At 63.2% G+C, this 19287-nt stretch carries 19 protein-coding genes; 3 read left to right on the forward strand and 16 right to left on the reverse strand.

The window, feature by feature from the left end; translation table 11 throughout:
* Window position 1: 1 nt before the first annotated feature.
* The 4 genes from glcE to M5G17_RS22825 form a co-directional block, all read right to left on the reverse strand.
* A complete protein-coding gene (gene glcE, locus M5G17_RS22810) occupies window positions 2–1060 on the reverse strand; it encodes a glycolate oxidase subunit GlcE (RefSeq protein ID WP_273895152.1) in 1059 nt (352 codons plus the stop codon).
* Entirely contained in the window at window positions 1060–2559 is a 1500-nt protein-coding gene (gene glcD / locus M5G17_RS22815) for a glycolate oxidase subunit GlcD (RefSeq protein ID WP_273895153.1), read from the reverse strand. The genes glcE and glcD overlap by 1 nt, the downstream gene beginning before the upstream one ends.
* 19 nt (window positions 2560–2578) lie before the next feature.
* A complete protein-coding gene (locus M5G17_RS22820) occupies window positions 2579–2803 on the reverse strand; it encodes a hypothetical protein (protein WP_130265225.1) in 225 nt (74 codons plus the stop codon).
* A 63-nt stretch (window positions 2804–2866) separates the two neighbouring features.
* Window positions 2867–3439 carry an NADAR family protein gene (locus tag M5G17_RS22825; protein WP_273895154.1) on the reverse strand — a complete coding sequence of 191 codons (573 nt, stop codon included), beginning with the start codon at window positions 3437–3439 and terminating at the stop codon, window positions 2867–2869.
* A gap of 226 nt (window positions 3440–3665) precedes the next feature.
* Between M5G17_RS22825 and M5G17_RS22830 the strand changes: the two genes are divergently transcribed.
* Window positions 3666–4844, forward strand: coding sequence for a sugar transporter (locus M5G17_RS22830; RefSeq protein ID WP_273895155.1), 1179 nt, complete (start codon window positions 3666–3668; stop codon window positions 4842–4844).
* Window positions 4845–4909: 65 nt separating this feature from the next.
* On the opposite strand, the gene M5G17_RS22835 is transcribed toward M5G17_RS22830, so the two are convergent.
* The 7 genes from M5G17_RS22835 to M5G17_RS22865 all read right to left on the reverse strand — a co-directional run bounded on the left by M5G17_RS22835 (window position 4910) and on the right by M5G17_RS22865 (window position 11872).
* Entirely contained in the window at window positions 4910–5170 is a 261-nt protein-coding gene (locus M5G17_RS22835) for a YceK/YidQ family lipoprotein (protein ID WP_273895156.1), read from the reverse strand.
* A 13-nt stretch (window positions 5171–5183) separates the two neighbouring features.
* A complete protein-coding gene (locus tag M5G17_RS22840; RefSeq protein WP_273895157.1) occupies window positions 5184–7208 on the reverse strand; it encodes a DEAD/DEAH box helicase in 2025 nt (674 codons plus the stop codon).
* Window positions 7205–8965 carry a DEAD/DEAH box helicase gene (locus tag M5G17_RS22845; RefSeq protein WP_273895158.1) on the reverse strand — a complete coding sequence of 587 codons (1761 nt, stop codon included), beginning with the start codon at window positions 8963–8965 and terminating at the stop codon, window positions 7205–7207. Before M5G17_RS22845 ends, M5G17_RS22840 begins: the two co-directional genes overlap by 4 nt.
* A gap of 82 nt (window positions 8966–9047) precedes the next feature.
* Window positions 9048–9383, reverse strand: coding sequence for a hypothetical protein (locus tag M5G17_RS22850; RefSeq protein ID WP_273895159.1), 336 nt, complete (start codon window positions 9381–9383; stop codon window positions 9048–9050).
* Between the two features lies 1 nt (window position 9384).
* Window positions 9385–9627 (reverse strand): YceK/YidQ family lipoprotein, encoded by a 243-nt coding sequence (locus M5G17_RS22855; RefSeq protein WP_273895160.1) that lies wholly within the window; start codon window positions 9625–9627, stop codon window positions 9385–9387.
* A 94-nt stretch (window positions 9628–9721) separates the two neighbouring features.
* Window positions 9722–11245, reverse strand: a complete 1524-nt coding sequence (locus M5G17_RS22860; RefSeq protein WP_273895161.1) for an FAD-dependent oxidoreductase — start codon at window positions 11243–11245, stop codon at window positions 9722–9724.
* A gap of 12 nt (window positions 11246–11257) precedes the next feature.
* Window positions 11258–11872: a LysE family translocator gene (locus M5G17_RS22865; RefSeq protein ID WP_273895162.1), complete on the reverse strand. Its 615-nt coding sequence runs from the start codon at window positions 11870–11872 to the stop codon at window positions 11258–11260.
* Window positions 11873–12021: 149 nt separating this feature from the next.
* Between M5G17_RS22865 and M5G17_RS22870 the strand changes: the two genes are divergently transcribed.
* A complete protein-coding gene (locus M5G17_RS22870) occupies window positions 12022–12690 on the forward strand; it encodes an antitoxin Xre/MbcA/ParS toxin-binding domain-containing protein (protein ID WP_273895163.1) in 669 nt (222 codons plus the stop codon).
* Window positions 12683–13333: an RES family NAD+ phosphorylase gene (locus tag M5G17_RS22875; protein ID WP_273895164.1), complete on the forward strand. Its 651-nt coding sequence runs from the start codon at window positions 12683–12685 to the stop codon at window positions 13331–13333. Before M5G17_RS22870 ends, M5G17_RS22875 begins: the two co-directional genes overlap by 8 nt.
* Here the strand turns inward: M5G17_RS22875 and M5G17_RS22880 are convergent, their stop codons facing one another.
* The 5 genes from M5G17_RS22880 to fdnG all read right to left on the reverse strand — a co-directional run bounded on the left by M5G17_RS22880 (window position 13334) and on the right by fdnG (window position 19196).
* Window positions 13334–13561 (reverse strand): hypothetical protein, encoded by a 228-nt coding sequence (locus M5G17_RS22880; RefSeq protein WP_273895165.1) that lies wholly within the window; start codon window positions 13559–13561, stop codon window positions 13334–13336.
* A 124-nt stretch (window positions 13562–13685) separates the two neighbouring features.
* Window positions 13686–14597 carry a formate dehydrogenase accessory protein FdhE gene (fdhE, locus tag M5G17_RS22885; protein ID WP_273895166.1) on the reverse strand — a complete coding sequence of 304 codons (912 nt, stop codon included), beginning with the start codon at window positions 14595–14597 and terminating at the stop codon, window positions 13686–13688.
* Complete coding sequence (locus M5G17_RS22890; protein ID WP_273895167.1) at window positions 14594–15241, reverse strand: formate dehydrogenase subunit gamma; 648 nt, start codon at window positions 15239–15241, stop codon at window positions 14594–14596. The genes fdhE and M5G17_RS22890 overlap by 4 nt, the downstream gene beginning before the upstream one ends.
* Window positions 15238–16128, reverse strand: coding sequence for a formate dehydrogenase subunit beta (gene fdxH / locus M5G17_RS22895; RefSeq protein ID WP_273895177.1), 891 nt, complete (start codon window positions 16126–16128; stop codon window positions 15238–15240). Before fdxH ends, M5G17_RS22890 begins: the two co-directional genes overlap by 4 nt.
* A gap of 17 nt (window positions 16129–16145) precedes the next feature.
* A complete protein-coding gene (gene fdnG, locus M5G17_RS22900; RefSeq protein WP_273895168.1) occupies window positions 16146–19196 on the reverse strand; it encodes a formate dehydrogenase-N subunit alpha in 3051 nt (1016 codons plus the stop codon).
* Window positions 19197–19287: the final 91 nt, after the last annotated feature.

Below are 19287 nucleotides of genomic sequence, written 5' to 3' on the forward strand. Positions count from 1 at the left end.
CTCAAATCTCCGTGTACATCCGCCCGGGGTTGAAGATCCGTTGCGGGTCAAGGCGCTGCTTGAGTTGCTGGTGATAGCGCAGCAAGGCCGCAGGCAGTGCCTGGAACGGCGTATCGCTGGGGCTATAGCAGGTGGCATGGCCGCCCAGGTGCTGGACGGCGGCGCGAATGGTCTCGGCCGGGGCCTCGGACTTGAGCCAGCGCTGCGCACCGGCCCAGTCCAGCAACTGCTCGCCGGGCAACGCCAGCAACGGCCGGTGGTTGGGCAGCGACAGCCGCCACAGCGAAGTGGAGCCTGCGAAAAAAGCCAGGCGGCGGTCATTCAGGTCTTGCCACCAGCTGGCCTGGAAAGGCTCCCCGCCAAGCTGGTCACGGGCGGCCTTGACCGAGCCTTCGCCGCCCTCCAGGCGAAGGCGCAATGCGCTGCCGTCATGGCAGGCAGCGCTGATCGGCAGCCCTTGCTGGCCCCATTGCGCCAGTCTCTGCAACGCCTGTTGCGGGTCGATGTGCAGGGCCAGGTGTGCTGCGCAGCGCGGTATGGGCAGCACCTTCAGCGACACTTCGGTGATCAGCCCCAGGCAGCCGAAACTGCCGGCCATCAAGCGCGACAGGTCGTAGCCGGCGACGTTTTTCATCACCTCGCCGCCAAAGCGCAGGTGCAGGCCCAGGCCGCTGATCACCCGGGTGCCGAGCACATAGTCGCGCACCGAGCCAGCCCAGGGCCGCCGTGGCCCGGACAAGCCGGCAGCGACCATGCCGCCGAGGGTGGCACCGTCGTTGCTGTGCGGTGGCTCGCAGGGCAGCATCTGCCCGGCGGCCTCAAGGGCTGCGGACAATTCGCGCAGGGGCGTACCGGCGCGGGCGGTGATGACCAGTTCGCTCGGGTCGTAGTTGACGATGCCCCGGTGCGCCCGGGTATCGAGCTCGACCCCGGCAACCGGGCGGCCGAGAAAGGCCTTGCTGGCACCGCCACGAATCTGCACCGAGCTGCCCTCGGCGCGGGCCAGGTTGACCTGTTCGAGCAGCGCCTGGCTAGCATCGTGGTCGCAGCCAACGGGCATCAGAAACGCTCCAGTTCGGGGAATGGCAGTTGCCCTGCGTGCACATGCATGGCGCCGAATTCGGCGCAGCGGTGCAGGGTCGGGATGTTCTTGCCGGGGTTGAGCAGGCCACGGGGGTCGAAGGCCGCCTTGACCGCGTGGAACAGGGTCAGCTCGTCGCTGTTGAACTGCACGCACATCTGGTTGATTTTCTCCCGGCCCACGCCATGCTCGCCGGTGATGCTGCCGCCGACGCTCACGCACAGTTCGAGGATTTCGCCGCCAAAGGCTTCGGCCCGCTCAAGCTCACCGGGCTGGTTGGCGTCGAAGAGGATCAGCGGGTGCATATTGCCGTCGCCGGCATGAAAGACATTGGCCACCCGCAGGCCATATTTGCGCGACAGCGCGGCGATATGCTGCAACACCCGCGGCAGTTCGCGGCGCGGGATGGTGCCGTCCATGCAGTAATAGTCGGCAGAAATCCGTCCCACCGCCGGGAAGGCGTTCTTGCGCCCGGCCCAGAACTTCACCCGCTCCACCTCGTCACAGGCCTCGCGTACTTGCGTGGCGCCGGCCTGTTCGAGCAGGGCGCGGACCCGCTGGCAGTCGTCGTGCACGTCGGCTTCGACACCATCGAGTTCGCACAAAAGGATCGCTTCGGCTTCCACCGGGTAACCGGCATGGATGAAGTCTTCGGCGGCGCGGATCGCCAGGTTGTCCATCATCTCCAGGCCGCCGGGGATGATCCCGGCAGCGATGATCTCGCCCACCGCACGTCCGGCCTTGGCCACCGAGTCGAAGGCCGCCAGCAGCACCTTGGCCACCTGGGGCTTGGGCAGCAGTTTGACCGTGACTTCAGTGATGATCCCGAGCAGGCCCTCAGAGCCGGTAAACAGCGCCAGCAAATCGAAGCCCGGGGCATCGAGGCTGTCGGCGCCGAGGGTCAGGGATTCACCTTCGATGGTAAGCACCTCGACCTTGAGCAGGTTGTGCACGGTCAGGCCGTACTTCAGGCAGTGCACACCACCGGCGTTTTCGGCGACGTTGCCCCCAATCGAGCAAGCAATCTGTGACGATGGGTCGGGCGCGTAGTACAGGCCATAGGCTGCGGCGGCCTGGGAAATCGCCAGGTTGCGCACCCCCGGCTGAACCCGGGCGGTGCGGGCCGCAGGGTCGATGGCGAGGATCTTGTTGAAGCGCGCCATCACCAGCAACACGCCTTGCTCCAGCGGCAAGGCGCCGCCCGACAGGCCGGTGCCGGCGCCGCGAGCCACTACCGGCACCTGGCGGGCATGACACAGGGCGAGGATGCCGCGAACTTGCTCGAGGGTGTGCGGCAACAGCACCAGCATCGGTGTTGAGCGGTAGGCTGAGAGGCCATCGCATTCGTAGGGCTTGAGGTCTTCTTCTGTGTGCAGGATGTCCAGGCCCGGCAGCTGTGCCTGCAAGGCCTGCAACAGTGCCTGCTTTTGCACCGGGGGCAGGGCGCCGTCGACGCGTTCGTCGTAGAGGATACTCATCCCGCCCCAGGCCGCCGGGTTAGCGGAAGCGCGGCAGAGGGCGTTCGATGCTCAGCGAGGTGAGCGTCTTTCTGACCAGCTGATCGTCGGCCTCGACCGCCTTGAGCGTGTCGCGGATCTTGCCGGCCACCGGCACGTCGCCCTGGCGGTCGATCCAGTCGGCAATCTCCTTGCACGCCGAGGCGAGCCGGGCTTGGCGCTGGTTGATCAGGTTAAGGGCTGTGGTGATCTCTTTATCGGACATGAGGGAATCCTCCATCTGCGCGAATAAGAGTGTAGCAGCGCAGAAAAATCCTGCGCTGGCGCCTCAGGCCAGGCGCTCGCGCACGCGCATCAGGGCGTAGCCCAGCAGGTTCAGGCCCTGCCACTGGCGCGGATCGGCCGCCTGCGGCGCCTTGGCGTCCAGGCCGATGCCCCAGATGCGGTCCACCGGGCTGGCTTCGACCAGCACCTGGCCATCGGTGGACAGCAAGAACTTGCGCAGCCCCGGGTTCTGCTCGAACTTGAGCAGGTTGGCCTGTTCGACAATGGCCGAGCGCTCGGCCACCCAGGCCGCGTCATCGTAACCGGCGACTTCGCGGCCAAGCTTCTTGGCTTCGGCGGGTGTGGAGGCGGCGAGGATCTTCGCAAGGGTTGCCGGGTCGTTGAACAGCCGCGCCTTGCCGGCCATCATGTAGTGCTCGGCGCTGGGGTAGAGGATGCCCTGTTCCTTGAAGCCGGCTTCGAACCACTGGCTGAAGCAGCTTTTGTCCGGCGTGCCGTCGACCTTTTGCCGGTGGCCCCAGAAGTACAGGTAGGCGGGCGCCTGGCCCTGCTCGATAGCAGCGATCAGGCTGGCGTTGTCGAGGATATTGGCCAAAGCCTGGGACGGTAGTGACATAGCGGGGAGTCTTCCATGAACGAATCGCGCCATGGTACTCCAGGCCTGCGCGGTTGTGACAGCGTCGGTGCTGACGTACTATCCTTGCCAGCAAGCGATACCCCGCAGACTTATAACTCTTCCTCAGCGCACACGCTTCACTCAGGCCCGACCGGCAGGAGTGCCTGGCGCTGGGCGCGTCTTTCGTTCCCGGCAACCGCAAACGACTCGGAGCAAGGCTTTACTCATGAATACATCCGTGGAGGCGCGAACCGGCAGCTGGCTGAGTGTCATCGCCCTGGCCCTGGCGGCGTTCATTTTCAACACCACTGAATTCGTCCCGGTGGCGCTGCTCAGCGACATCGGCCGCAGTTTTGAGATGTCCACCGCCCAGGTCGGGCTGATGCTGACCATCTATGCCTGGGTGGTGGCCCTGGCCTCGTTGCCGATGATGCTGCTGACGCGCAATATCGAGCGGCGCAAGTTGCTGATCATCGTCTTTGCCCTGTTCATCCTCAGCCATTTGCTTTCGGGGGTGGCGCAGAGCTTCGCCATGCTGCTGGTCAGCCGTATCGGCATCGCCCTGGCCCATGCGGTGTTCTGGGCCATCACCGCCTCGCTGGCGGTACGCGTGGCGCCGCCGGGGCAACAGGCCAAGGCCCTGGGTTTGCTGGCGACCGGCACTACCCTGGCGATGGTCATGGGCATCCCCCTGGGGCGGGTGGTGGGCGAGGCCCTGGGCTGGCGCACCACCTTCCTGGCGATTGCCGGGGTGGCCCTGGCAACCTTGTTGTGCCTGGTCAAATCCCTGCCGCTGTTGCCCAGCCAGAACTCCGGCTCGCTGCGCAGCGTGCCGATACTGTTCAAGCGCCCGGCGCTGGTGACCGTGTACATGCTGGTGGCGCTGGTGATTGCCGCGCAGTTCACGGCCTACAGCTACATCGAGCCGTTCGCGTTGAATGTGGCGCAGATCGGCGGTGAGATGACCACGGTGCTGCTGTTGCTGTTTGGCGGCGCCGGAGTGTTTGGTTCGGTGTTGTTCAGCCGTTACAGCGAGCGCTTCCCCCGGGGTTTTCTGATTGGTGCGATTGCGATACTGGCGACCTGTCTGCTGCTGTTGCTGCCGTTGTCCGGCGACTTCCGCCTGCTGGGCAGCTTGAGCGTGTTCTGGGGCGTTGCGATCATGTGCTTCAGCCTGGCGCTGCAATCCAAAGTGCTGGTTTTGGCCTCGGATGCCACCGACGTGGCCATGGCCATGTTCTCCGGCATCTACAACATCGGCATTGGCGCCGGCGCGTTGATCGGCAGCCTGGTCAGCGTGCACATGGGCCTGGGCAACATCGGCTTTGTCGGTGGCTCTCTGGCCCTGGCCGGGCTGCTGCTGTGCGCGGTGACCAGCCGTGGGAGCGGGCTTGCCCCGCGATGAGGCCTTGCGATCAATCGCGAATCTTCAGCTCGCGCACTTTGCTAAAGCCTACCCGGCGTGACAGCTCAGTTCATCGCATCAACGGGCAGCAGGGCGGTGTCGACCACCATATCCACCGGCAAGGTAACAATGGCAACTGCCGGGCAGACGATGGTCACCCAGCAGACCACAGTGGCGTAAGCGTCGTAACCTTCTCTATTGTGCGAGGTCAGTAGCTCGATGTTGGTCTGGGTGCCTGTGTAGTAATCGTGGTTGCTGTAGTTACTGATGCCACGGGCGAGAAAAGTGCCGCAACTGGCCAGGGTCAGGGTCGAGGCCAGGAGCAAAGACGTGAAGATTCTAATGATGCCATTCCTTAGCAACGACCGTATGGGGCTGTTCAAACAGTCTGGCCAATGTCGCCGGGATCGGTTGCGAGTTGACCATGATCAGGCGTTGCCCGGCCCGTGTCATGGCCATGTAGAGCTTTCGCGCGCTTTCTTCGATTGCCTGGGCGTTGCCTGCGCTACCCGCTGCATTTTCGAAGCCGCTTGCAAGCAATGGCTCAAGGCCGACCAGGAAAACCGTGTTGGCCTCAAGTCCCGTGGCCGTGTCGAGTCGGGCCAGGCGCAAGTAATCCGCCGCCTGGGCATGGGGCGTGGTTTGGCCTGTACTCAGGTTCCACAAGCGCTCCGTGCCCAGTGCTTGGCCCAGGCGTGTTTCCAGAAGTCGTTCGTTGACCCCCAGCCCGTACACCACCAACATACTGGATAGGGGGACGGCCAGTTGGTTCGAGCTCTCCCTAATTTCGTTACAAAGTTGTGATACAGCATCTTGCGGCGAATCGGAAATGACCAGCAGAGGGGGGTGTCCTGGTGTCATGCCCTCGAAGTCGGGTGTCAGAAAATCTTCTGCGTCAGCGTCGGTGTACTCCACCAGTACCTGGTTGGCCGCCTCCAGGATTCGTTGGGTTGTGCGGTAGGAACGGCGCAGTTTTTTCGTCTTGCCAGCGACATCCAGGCCGACACGCTTCCAGCTCAGCCGGCTTTTCATGAAACCCTGGTTGGGATCGGCACACAGGAACAGGCTACCTTGCAGTGGCTCAAGCGAGCGTTTGACGACTTGGAACCAGGACGGTGCGAAGAATTGTGCTTCGTCGATGAGAATGTGTCGGTAGAGGTTCAGCGTGCCATCCTGGGGTGCCAGGGTGATATCTCGCGGCAGCGAACTCCACAGACGCTTGCCTTTGCTAGCAAGGCCCTGCTTGACCATCTCGAACAGTTCCCAGAGCTGTACGCGCTCTGCGGCGCGCAGGGCAAAGCCCTGACCGGCCCGGTCTACTTCGAGATAATGCGTTTGGCTAGTGATCATTGCATCATTGATGAAATCCAGCTCGTCTTGCAGTTGCTTGTTGTCGGGCTTGATTTGTGGCCAGCGTTTACGCGCCTCGGCAATCAGTTCAGCCACTTCCCTATTGGCAGCCATCGCCGGCTGACTATTGTTTTGTCGGACCCATTGCTCCCTGAACCAGGCAAAGGCTCTCATGATTCGAAGGTTTTTCGGAATACGTCCATAGACCTGTTTGAGCCGTTGATTGAGATCGACCACCACAGGCTTGTTGTGGATCAGCATCAATACCTGTTGCTCGGGGTGGGTCCTGGCCAGGAGCAGCGCACGGCTGACCGCGATCAGGGTCTTGCCACTGCCCGCGACGCCATTGACCAGGCGAATCGAGCAGTCTGTGGCTGTTTGCGACTGCTCCTCGGGCAAGTCCAGGTCAAGCTTGGCTGCCCACTCCTGTTGGGTATCGAGGAAGTAGGGCAGTGTCTTGGCGCTGTTGTCGCGACGCAAGCTGCGTCGGGTCGTGCACTGCGCCGGAATTTCAGTTTCCGGGAACAGTCGTCCGAGCCAGGCTTGCTGAAGCTCATCGGGTTGGTTGACGAGTATTTTCGGCAGGTGCTGCTCACCTTCGTCCATGAACGTTTGCCGGGACATCAAGCGAATGCCGGCGATGTTCTGCGGGTAAGCCTTGGCCAGCCGCGCAGTCTGCTCTGCCGTGCAGCCCCACATCAGCATGAGCTTGCTTATCGCGGGTGCGTTGTCGAGCAGGCCGTCCAGAGCCCGCAGGTTGTTCGCCAGGGTAGAAAAGTCTGCAAGCCCCGCCGGTTCGATCAGTTGGTCGGGGGAGAGGCTTTCGAAATCCGCATTGCAAACCACGATGGCCAGCCAGCAGCAGCCGTTGCGATGCAGGAAAAAGTCAGGGACCCACACGTCGGGTGCGATGCATTTTCGCAGAACGAAGCTGTCATCCAGTTTGTTGAAAACGCGCTTTAGTTGCATCTGACGCCCGGTAACATTGGCCCATTCGGGAATGTAGGTGGTCATGGGGTCAGCCTTACCAGCCGGGCGTGGTCAACCAGCGATTGATACTGGGCGAACCATGCCTGGACTTCCTCGCGGGCATGGACGGGCTCAGCACGCAGGTGCGGACCGATAATGATCAGTTTGGTCATGGCCCGGGTAATCGATACGTTCAACCGTTCGGGTTGGAAGAGAAACTCCGCCACAGCGCCGATGAAGACCTCATCACCGCTGGCCATGGACAAGATGATCAGCTCCCGTTCCTGTCCCTGCATGCGCTCGACGGTATCGGCCACGACCTGCTTCGCCGATTCACGGCCGAACTGTTTGATCAACAGTTGTTGAATCGCACGGCCCTGGGCGCGGTAGGGTGTCACGATACCTATCTGCGCCAGAGGCAAGCCACTGGCGTGGGCTGCCTGGCAGATGTCACAAACCCATTGAGCATCAACAGGGTTGCGTGTTTTTGCCGTCCGATCCCCTGTGGGAATGAAGACCACACTCGCCTGTGGGTCAAAAATCTCTGCGAAGCGCTCAGGCACATCCCGCAGTTGCAACTGCCGTTGTTGGTTGGAGCCTGCTGCCATGAGCCGCTGTTTGTAGTACATCCTGCTGGGCCAGTCGGTCAGCCATTGATTCATCCGGTAGGTCTGGTCGAGCATCACCGTATGTTCGGCCCGCTGCGAGGTGAGCCTGCTGAAGATCGACAGCGAGTCGTCGGCAAGCACCGAGCGCGACAACATCACCGGGGGTAACTGTTTCTGGTCGCCAATGAAAATGTAGCAGTTGCCTTTGCGCATGGCCATCAGGGCCAAAGGCAGCGTGATCTGGCTGGCTTCATCAAAGATGACGGTGTCAAAGCTATAGGCTTCAAGTCGACTGCAGGTGGCAAAGGGCGTAGCGCCGACAACATAGCCACCGTCGACCGGGAGGTCCTCCCAGTTGGCCAGGTCTTCGACATACGAAACGTTAGCGGCCAGGCCTTCCCTGGACCCGGCAACCTTTACCGTAGGTACACCACGTGCAGCGATCTTGTTCAACGCATTGTTGATCGCCATGTGCGTGTGCGAGGTCATTAGCACACGCTCGCCACGCGCCACCAAGCGTTCGGCAATCAGCGCCAATGCCCGGGTTTTCCCGGTCCCCGGCGGTCCCTGAATACAGGCGATGTGCTCGGCGCCCAGAGCCATGCCAACCGCCTCAGCCTGGCGATCATTGCAGCCATGCGCTTTAGCGAAAGCTTCGCCGTCCTTGATGTCCTGCGTAATGAAGTTGATTGCAGGCTCGGTTACCAGCAGCGGCAAAATACGCTGCCGACCCCTTGGGGAGGTGTTGATCTCATCCAGGGCACGCAGGTAATAGTCGGAAAGGTCAATGCCGTCCGGGTCGGCATAACAGGGACCAGAGTGGTAAAGCTCCCAGAGTAGACTTGCAAATTTTCCCTTCAGCAGCCAGCGGCCGTCTTCTTCGGCGACAAACTTCAGTTGTCCGCACAGGCGCTCCTGATCAGCTTGTCCGCTATGTAAAAGCAGGAGGTCATTGATTCGAAAGCGCGACTCGCTTTGATCAGTGTACGCCCAGATCTCATCGCCGCAGGGGCCACGTTCAAGCCGAGTGAATCCTTGCGTCCAACCCTTTGCAAGCTTTCCTGCCAGTGGTTGGGCCCATACTTGAAGTAGCTGTGCCAGGTTTGCCTGTTTCTCCGCCTCGACGAAGTCATACAGAAACTGCATCAGCTCTGAAGGGGCTGACCCGCAAGGTGTTCCATCCATGGTCTGCATCCGCACATTCTTGAGTTTGCGGGTAAGTGTCACATAATGTGTGTTTCGAGGCGAGCCGGGGCAAGCCCACCCACCCCGCGAATCAATCGCGAATCTTCAGCAGCCCGTCGCACTTCAGGCAACGTACCTTCTTCAACCCGCGCACTTCGCTAAAGCCGACCCGGCGTGACAGTGCGGTGCCGGGTTCGTCTTTGTACAGGTGCAGCATCGCCGCGTTGCACAGCGGGCAGCGCACCAGCATCGCCAGTGGAAAGCTCAGAAAGCACAGGCCGAAAACCACCAGCATGTAGGTTGCGGCAATGCCTTTGGGCATCCAGTCGAACACTGTCAGCACCATCAAGGGCGCGCCGATATAGATGCTGAAGTCATTGATGTAGATGTTCAGAAACGCCACGCGGCTGTATTCGAGTTGCGGCATTTCAGTTCATCGCATCAACAGGCAGCAGGGCGGTGTCGACCACCATGTCCGCTGGCAGGGTGGCAATGGCAAACACCGGGCAGACGATGGTCACCCAGCAGAACACGGTGGCGTAGCCGTCATAACCCGTGGAGCCATGCATGGTCAGCAACTGGAAGTTGGCCTGGGTGCCTTTGTAGTAGTCAGCACTGCTGTGGCCGTTGGGGGTGCGTGCGATCAGGGTGCCGCAGCTGGTCAGGAGCAAGGTCGAGGCCAGGAGAAAAACGCTGGGGAGTTTGATGATGCCATTCCTTAGCAGATAAACATTCGAGACGAGCGCGCATTCTCGCACAATCAGGCTAGTACCCGTGCATCCCGCGTGCGCTGAAGTAATCTTCCAGCACCTGCGGCCCGGCACCGACCTGGGCCAGGGCGACGTAGCTGTCCGGCCGCAGCAAGTACACGCCATCGAGCTGCAAGCCGGAGCTTGCATGGGTGTCGCGCCATTCGAAGACCTCCAGCGGCATGCCGCGTTCGGCACACCAGGCCACCAGGCTGCCGCTGGCGGCGCCGTAGACCTGTACCTGCCAGCACATGCGCGCCAGCCCCGCGTAGTTGTCGTGGCCGCCGTCGCTGACCCAGGGCATACGTTCGCCGCCATGCACCTGGCCGGCGCAGCCGACGCTCAAGGGCATGTCGCGGTAGTTCAGGGTGATTTGCGAGACGGTGCGAAACAGCAACTCCCGCGCGGCCTTGAATGCGGCCACCCGCGGGATCAACAGTGGCGCCACCCGTGTGCGCACCAGGGTCGCCAGGCGGCCATCGGCGGTGATGAAATTGAACACTTGGTCGGTGGTCGACACCAGGCGCCGGGCGAAGGCGCTGCGCTCGATTTCATAGGTGTCGAGCAAGGTCTGGGTGGCCGAACCCTGCAACACCGCCGCCAGTTTCCAGGCCAGGTTGATGGCGTCGCCGATGCCGGTGTTCATGCCCTGGCCACCGGCCGGGCTGTGCACGTGGGCGGCGTCACCCAGCAGCAAGGCGCGGCCGCGGCTGAACTGCTCGGCCACGCGGTGGTGGACGCGGTAGGTGGAGAACCAGTTGACCCGGGTGATCTCGACCTTCAGGTGCTCCATGGCGCGGCGGCTGACATCCTCGAAACTCAAGTGCTCCGGGTGTTCGGCCCGCGCGTCGCGCACCGTTCCGATCAACCGCGTGCGGCCACTGCCCGCCAGCGGGAACACGGCGAGAAAGTCCGCCTCGTCGAGGTCCACATGCAGTTCGCCATTGAACGTCGGGCCCGCGCCGTCGACATCGGCGACATAGAACAGCTGCTCGTAGGTGCCGCCTGGAAAGCCAATGCCCAGAGCCTTGCGCACCGTCGAACGGGCGCCGTCGCAACCGGCCAGGTAGTCGGCTGCGCACACTTGCTCGACGCCATCGGCATGGCGCAGGCGAGCAGTGACACCCTCGGCGTCCTGGCTGAAGTCGAGCAGCTCGGTTTGCCGTTCGACGGCAACGCCAAAGCCCAGCAGGCGTTCGATCAACAGTTGCTCGTGCTGGTCCTGCGGGTAGATGTGCAGGAACGGGTAGGGCGTAAGGTCGCTGCCAATGGCGCTGAATGGCAGGCGCGCGGCGGCTTCGCCCTTGACCCACAAATTGGCCGCCGGCACTTGGTGGCCCTGCTCGAGAATCGCCTCGGTCAGGTCCAGTTGGCGATACAGCTCCAGGGTCCGTGCTTGCACCGCCAGGGCCCGTGAGGTAGTGCCAGGGCCAGCGGTCTTGTCGATGATGCGCACTTTGATACCCAGCTTGCTCAACCACAGGGCCAGTACCAACCCGGTGGGGCCGGCGCCGATGATCAGCACGTCACAGCGGTTCATCGCAGGCGCTCCTCAGCGCTGGGCGAACGCCAGATTCAGGCCCAGGCCGGCAAAAGAGGCAGCAAAACTGCGGCGCAGCCAGTTCTGTACCTGCGGCGATTCAATCACCGCGCGACGGAACAGGTTGGCCAGCAGGCCATACAGCACAAACACGACGAAGGTCATGAGCATGAACACCGTGCTCAGGCTGAGCATCTGCCCGGTTACCGAGCCGCCCTTGGCGCTGATGAACTGCGGCAAAAACGCCAGGAAGAAAATCGTCAGCTTCGGATTGAGGATGTTCAACAGGCAGGCCCGCAGGATCAGGCTGCCAGGGCTACCGACCGCGCTGTTGCTGTCGACGGCGAAGGCCGAGCGGTCACGCCAGGTGGCGTAGGCCAGGTACAGCAGGTAAGCGACGCCGACGAACTTCAGGCCCTGGAAGGCCAGGGCGCTGGTGTGCAGGATCGCCGACAGGCCCAGGACAGAGGCCAGCAGGTGCGGGACGATCCCCGCCGTGCAGCCCAACGCGGTGTAGAGGCTCGCGCGCTTGCCGGCCACCAGGGCAGTGGAGATGGTCAGGATCACGCCGCTGCCGGGAATCAGCACGACGATCAGTGACGTAATGAGAAAATCCAGGCTCGGCATCGCGACAGGCTCCCGCTCGTCAATCATTCAGAGCAAGTGTAAGAGCATTGGCAGGTTTTGCTAGTCGCTCGTCGGCACACGGCTGGTGCTCATGGGTTATCTGGATTACTATAAAATACAGATATCCGATCTAATCGAAAGGGGGTTGTATGCGCCGTGCTTCCGATCAGCGCCCAGCGCTGGCCGCCCTGGCCGGTTCGCCCAAGGATGTGCGCAAGCGCCAGAGCCGCCAACAGGCCGAGCAGGTGGTGGCGGTTGCCCTGGCCGATGCCAGCCCGGGCGAGGTCGATGCCATTGCTGCGACCTTCGCCAGCGTTGCCGGTTTCGTCAAAAGCCTGATGGGCCGGCAACAGCAGCAAGCCCTTGAGTCCATCGTCGAAGCCCTGGTGCCCAAGGCGCCGCCAACGCCCAATGCGCTCAAGGAGGCAGCGATGCTGGCCCAGGCGCGCACGGCGGTGCTGCAGAGCGGCGACTGGTTGACTGCCGCGCAGATTGCCGGGCTGGCAGGTTTCAGCCCGAGCAACCCCAGCGCCCAACCGAACAAATGGAAGCGCGAAGGGGCGATCTTCGCCCTGCGCCACCATGGTGTCGATTACTTCCCGGCTTACGGCCTGGATGCCGGTTACCGGCCGCTCAAGGCCATGGCGCCGGTGCTGGCGCGCTTTGCCGAGGCCAAGGACAGCTGGGGCCTGGGCTACTGGTTCATGTCGGCCAACAGTTTCCTGGGTGGCAAGCGCCCGCTCGATCTGCTCGGCAGTGCGCCGGAGCAGGTGCTGGCCGCCGCCGAAGACGAACTGCAGGGCATCGCTCATGGTTGATACACCGGCGCCTGCCGGTGTGCTGCAGTTATCGACCCTGACCTGGGCAAAGGGTACGCCGATCCACCGTGTTCACCTGGATCAGTACGGCCCCGGCCAGTTCAACCCCGGGCTTAAGGGCAATGCCCGTTTCAGCCCGATCAGGGATGCCCGCGGCCAGCCGATCCCGACCTTGTACGGTGGCACCAGCTTTGATTGTGCGGCGCTGGAAACGGTGTTCCACGACGTGCCTTTTGCCGCCGGCCTCAAGACCTGCGACACGCTCAAGTTGCACGGGCAGTTGCACTCGGTGCTGCTCAGTGCGCAGGACCTGCTGTTGGTGGACCTGGGCAGCAAGGCGTTGCGCAAGCTCGGGGTGCCGCGCAACCAGTTGATCGATACCGAGAAGGACCAATACCCGCAGACCCGCCTGTGGGCCGAGGCGATTTACCGGCAGAACCCTGGGGTGCAGGGCCTGTGCTGGACTTCACGACAGGATGACAGCGCACGGGCAATGATGCTGTTTGGCGATCGGCTGACGGGGACAATGCTCAGGCCCCAGGGCCAATCGCGCAGCGTGCTGCACGACAGCGGCGCGTACGCCGAGCTGCTGCACCTGGCCGAGCAGATCGGGGTGCTGCTGGTTGCCGGGCGCGTGGGCTGATTACTCGGCCTTGCCGCGCACGATGCGCCCGACCTTGATCTCGTCGGCGTAGGCCTTGAGCTTGTCGGAGTCCTTGTACAGGCGATTCATCAGGTGCAGCACGGCGACCACGTCGACACCGTCGATGCGTTCGGCCAGTTTGCTGATTTCACCGGCGGTGCGTTCCAGGTTGCTGGCGACGCCTTTGAGGTCGCGTTTGAGTTCGGTGGAGGATTTCTTGATGCCCATGGGGAGTCTCTTGATGGGATGGTGCCTGAGAGAGGACTGCTGTGCAGCCCATCGCTGGCAAGCCAGCTCCCACAGGTAAGGTGCGCACCTAACCACTGTGGGAGCTGGCTTGCCAGCGATGCTGTCAGCCAGGGAACAGAAACGGACTGACAGCACTGCGCCCATACCCCTCGCGCTCCACCTCGGCGTCCAGCGCCAGGGAAGCCAGGTCATCGGCCAGTACGTCCTGGTCGCGGTCCTTTTCCGGGTACAACACTTTCAGGTAGCTGTGGCAGTCGTTGCAGCTCTCGGCCTTGATCGGCGCATCCTGCCGTTCCAGCGACCAGTAGTCCAGGGCGCCGGTGGCTTCGCAGTTGCTGCATTTTACCCGAACCATGTGCCAACGGCTTTCGCACAGGCCGCAATGCAGGTAACGCAGCCCGGACTGGGCGCCGGTCATGATCACACTGGCCACCGGCGCGCTGGCGCACACCGGGCAATGCTGGCGCTGTTCGCCCAGGCCGGCCCTGGCCGAGGCGGGCAGGGCATTGGCCAGTTGGGTGAAGTACAACGCCAGCGCGCTCCAGAGAAACAGCGCCTGGCCGCTGTCGACCTGCTCATAGTCAGCGGCGAGCAGGGCACTGGCCAGTACTTCCAGCTGCGCCGCCGAGTAGCCGCGCAAGGTGTCCAGGGTGCTGCGCACGGTCGGGTTGGCGTCGCTGTAAAGCGCATCGATCAAGCCGCTGAGCAACTGCTGCCAGTACCCGTCGCGCGGGTACTCGGCGCTCGCCAGCGGCGGCCGGCCTTCGCTCAAACGCGCAGCCAGTCCGGCTGCCAGCGCCTCAGGCAGCGGTAGCGTAGCCAGCAGTTGCTGCTGGGCATCAGCGATGCTGGCACAAAAGCCCAGGTAATCGCCCATGGCATGCCCATCGGCCAGTTGGCGCAGACGTGCGGCACGTTTGCGGTAGCGGTCCTTGAGCGACGGCAGCAGCACCGCGACGATCTCGTTGACGCCGCCACTGGGCGTCTGCACCGGGGTCATCTGGATGCTGCTCATTTGTCGCTCCCGGCTTTGCTTTGCTTGCTGTTGAGTTGGCGGTACCAGCGGTCGTGGTGGGTCTTGGCCCAGCGGCGGCTGACGTAGCCGGTGACCATGCCGCGGATCGAGCCTTTGACCCAGAACGCCAGGTACGCATGGCCGATGATCAGCAGGATCAGGCTGATCCCGGCCAGCGCGTGCACCAGCAGGCCGATACGGATGGTCGGGATGCTGAACAGCGGCGCGAAGTACGGCCGCCAGATCACCACGCCGCTGAGCAGCAGCAGGCTGATCAGGCCCATGATGCCCCAGAACAGGATCTTCTGACCGGCGTTGTATTTGCCGATGTTCAGCGCCGGTTCATGCTGGCCGGCCAGCACCTGTTTGAGGTTCTTGAACCACTGCAGGTCTTCGCGCTCGGGCAGGTTGTAGCGCACGAAGCGCACGAACAGGAACATCAGCAGCAAAAACACCACCACACCGAAAAACGGATGAAGGATGCGCGCCAGCTGCGGGGTGCCGAACACTGCATTCAGGCCGTTGAGCGAGGGGAAGAACCACGACAGCCCCGACAGCGCCACGGCGAAGAAGCAGATCACCATGAACCAGTGGCTGGCGCGTTCGATGAAGCGCGTGCGCAGGATCAGTTTGTCCTTGTTCATGCGTGGGTATCCTCTTCGATCTTCTCATCCTGTTCGTCGACTTCATTGGGGCCGACGCCGATGTAGTGGAACAGGGTGCCGGCCAGGGTGGCGAAGAACGCCGCCGCGGCCACCGGTTTCATCCAGCCTTTCCAGCCCTGGATGGCGTTGCTGATGCGCGGGTCGGTGGGCAGCTTGTGGTACAGCTGCGGTTTGTCGGCGTGCTGCAGCACGTAGACCACGTGGGTCCCGCCGACGCCTTGCGGGTCGTAGATGCCGGCCCCGGCAAAGCCGCGGCCTTGCAGTTCGCTGACCCGTTCGCCGGCCTGGTGCAGCATGTCCGCTTTGCTGCCGAAGTTGATTGCCCCGGTCGGGCAGGTTTTGACGCAGGCCGGCTCCTGGCCGACCGAAACCCGGTCGACGCACAGCGTGCATTTGTAGGCCTTGTTGTCTTTCTGGCTGATGCGCGGCACATCGAACGGGCAGCCGGCGATGCAGTAGCCGCAGCCGATGCAGTGCTCGGACTGAAAGTCGACGATGCCGTTGGCGTACTGGATGATCGCCCCCGGTTGCGGGCAGGCTTTCAGGCAGCCGGGGTCGGCGCAGTGCATGCAGCCGTCCTTGCGGATCAGCCATTCGAGCTTGCCGCTTTCGTCTTCGACTTCATCAAAACGCATCAGCGTCCAGGTCTCGGCCGACAGGTCGGCCGGGTTGTCGTACACGCCAACGTTATGGCCGACCTCATCACGCAGGTCGTTCCATTCGTTGCAGGCCACCTGGCAGGCCTTGCAGCCGATGCAGATGCTCACGTCGATCAGCTTGGCCACTTCGGCCTGGTGATCGCGGGTGTGTGGCGCCGGGGTCAGCACGTTGGTGGCCGAGCGGCGGACGATGTCTTGGGATTGCATGGACATGGTGTTCGCCCTCAGACCTTTTCAATGTTCACGAGAAACGCCTTGTACTCCGGCGTATGGGTGTTCGACTCGCCGACTCCCGGGGTCAGGGTGTTGGCCAGAAAGCCCTTGCGCGTGCTGCCTTCATAACCCCAATGGCAGGGGATGCCGATGGTGTCGACGTCCTGGCCATCGACGGCCAGGCGGCGGATGCGCTTGGTCACCACCGCCTTGGCCTTGATGTAGCCACGCTTGGTGCTGACCTTGACCATATCGCCCTGGACGATGCCTTTTTCGGCCGCCAGCTTCTCGCCGACCTCGACGAACTGCTCGGGCTGGACGATGGCGTTCAGGCGCGCGTGTTTGGTCCAGTGGCGGAACAGCTCGGTGATCGAGTAGGTGGTCGCCACGTAGGGGAACTCTTCGCGGTTACCCATGCGCTGGCGATCGTTTTCGTACAGCCGTGCGGTCGGGCTGTAGGTCACGTTCGGGTGCAGCGGGTTGCTTGCCAGCGGGCTTTCGGTCGGCTCGTAGTGTTCGGGGAACGGCCCGTCGTTCATCGCGCCGACCGAGAACAGCCGGCCCAGGCCTTCAGGCAGCATGATGAACGGGTTGACCTTGCCGCCAGGGGCGGCGCTGACGGCAAAGTCGGGCACATCGACGCCGCTCCAGCGTTCGCCGTCCCAGCCGATCAGCTTGCGTTTGGGGTCCCACGGCTGGCCCTGCGGGTCGGCTGATGCGCGGTTGTAGAGGATGCGCCGGTTCTGCGGCCAGGCCCAGGCCCAGCCCGGGGTGCAGCCCAGGCCGCTGTCGGCGTTGTCGCGACGGGCCATCTGGTTGCCTTGTTCGGTCCAGGAGCCGGCGAAGATCCAGTTGAAGCACTGGGTGCTGCCGTCATCGCGCAGTTGCGAGAAGTCGCTGAGCAACTGGCCCTTGCGCAGGATCAGCTTGCCTTGCTCGTCGTGCAGGTCAGCCAGGGCGCGGCCGTTGGACTCCTTGGCCACTTCTTCGGGCTTGGGGTCCAGCGGGTCGGCGTAGTCCCAGGCCATGTTGAGGATCGGTGCCGGGTTGGCGCCGCCTTCCTTTTCGTACAGCTCGCGGATTTTCAGGAACAGGTGGCCGAGGATCTTGCCGTCGTGCCAGGCCTCGCCGGGCGGCGCCGCACCGGCCCAGTGCCATTGCAGCCAGCGCCCGGAGTTGACGATCGAGCCGTCTTCTTCGGCAAAGCACGAAGAGGGCAGGCGGAACACTTCGGTCTGGATCGCGGCGGTGTCGACATCGTGCTGCTCGCCGTGGTTCTGCCAGAAGCTCGAGGTCTCGGTGGCCAGCGGGTCGATGATCACCAGGAACTTGAGTTTGGCCAGTGCCGCCTGGGCCTTGTTCTTGTCGGGGAAGGCCGCCACCGGGTTGAAGCCCTGGGCGATGTAGCCGTTGACCTTGCCCTCGTACATGCGGTTGCTGTAGTTGAGCACGTCGTAGCTGTCGTCCCACTTGGGCAGCCAGTCAAAACCCCAGTCGTTGGCCTTGGTGGCCTTGTCGCCCCACAGGCTTTTCATCAGGCTAACGAAGAATTTCGGCGTGTGCTTGTAGTAGTTGACCTGATCTTCCAGCAGCGCTGTCGGCGTGGTCTGCTTGAGGTAGCTGGCCAGGGTGGTCTGCTCGTCGGACGGCAGGTTCATGTAACCGGGCAGGCGCAGCGACAACAGGCCCAGGTCGGTGTAGCCCTGGATGTTGGAGTGGCCGCGCAGGGCGTTGACCCCGCCACCGGCCATGCCGATGTTGCCCAGCAGCAGTTGGATCATCCCCGAGCCACGGATCATCTGCGCGCCGTTGGTGTGGTGGGTCCAGCCCAGGGCGTAGAGGAAGGTCGCGGTCTTGTCCGGGGCGCTGGTTTCGCCGAGGATCGCGCAAATATTGAGGAAGTCGTCCTTGGGCGTGCCGCAGACGTTGGTGACCATCTCCGGGGTGTAGCGGCTGACGTGGGCCTTGAGCAGGTTCCACACGCAGCGCGGGTGTTGCAACGTCAGGTCGCGCTTGGCGTAGCCCTTGCTGTCGAGCTCGTAGCTCCAGGAGCTGCGGTCGTAACTGCGCTTTTTTTCGTCGTAGCCGCTGAACAGGCCGTCGTCGAAGTGGTAGTCCTCGCGCACGATCAGGCTGGCGTTGGTGTAGTGGCGCACGTACTCGTGCTGGATCTTGTCGTGGCTGATCAGGTAGTTGACCACGCCCATCAGGAAGGTCACGTCGGAGCCGGCGCGGATCGGCGAGTAGATGTCGGCCACTGCGGCGCTGCGGTTGAAGCGCGGGTCGACGACGATGACCTTGGCGCCGTTGCGGATCTTCGCCTCGATCACCCACTTGAAGCCTACCGGGTGTGCCTCGGCCGGGTTGCCGCCCATGATCAGCACGACGTTGGCGTTCTTGATGTCGACCCAGTTGTTGGTCATGGCGCCACGGCCAAAGGTCGGCGCCAGCGCGGCAACCGTCGGCGCATGGCAGACCCGCGCCTGGCTGTCGGTGCCGAGGATGCCCAGGGCGCGGGTGAAGCGCTGGTCGAGCGAGCCGGTTTCGCTGCTGGCCGCCGAGGAGCAGAGCATGCCGGTGCTGAGCCAGCGGTTGACCGTAGTGCCCTTGGCGTTCTTCTCGATGAAGTTGGCGTCGCGGTCATCCTTCATCAACCGGGCGATGCGCTCGATGGCGTGCTCCCAGCTGATGCGCTGCCATGTGTCCGAGCCCGGCGCGCGGTACTCGGGATGGAGCAGGCGCTGTTCACTGTGCACGTAGTCGACCAGGCCGGCGCCCTTGGGGCACAGCGAGCCGCGGCTGACCGGGTGATCGGGGTCGCCTTCGATATGGAAGATGCGCGCCTTGGCGTTCTTTGCACCATCGCCCAGGCTGTACATGAGAATCCCGCAACCGACCGAGCAATAGGTGCAGTTGTTGCGGGTTTCCTTGGCGCGCAGCAGCTTGTACTGGCGCGACTGGGTCGCCTGGGCCACGCCGGGGGCAAAGCCGAGGCTTGCGCAGGTGGCGGTGGCGACGCCGGCGGTACAGAGCTTGAAGAACTGTCGTCTGCCAAGTCCCATGGGTATCTCCTCATTCTTATCGGCTGCACAAAGCTGCGGGCATAGGCATGCCCGGCAACAAGGCGTCGCAAGCGCAGTTGGCTGGGGTGTG

The sequence above is a fragment of the Pseudomonas rubra genome, from assembly GCF_028656935.1.
GTDB lineage: Bacteria > Pseudomonadota > Gammaproteobacteria > Pseudomonadales > Pseudomonadaceae > Aquipseudomonas > Aquipseudomonas rubra.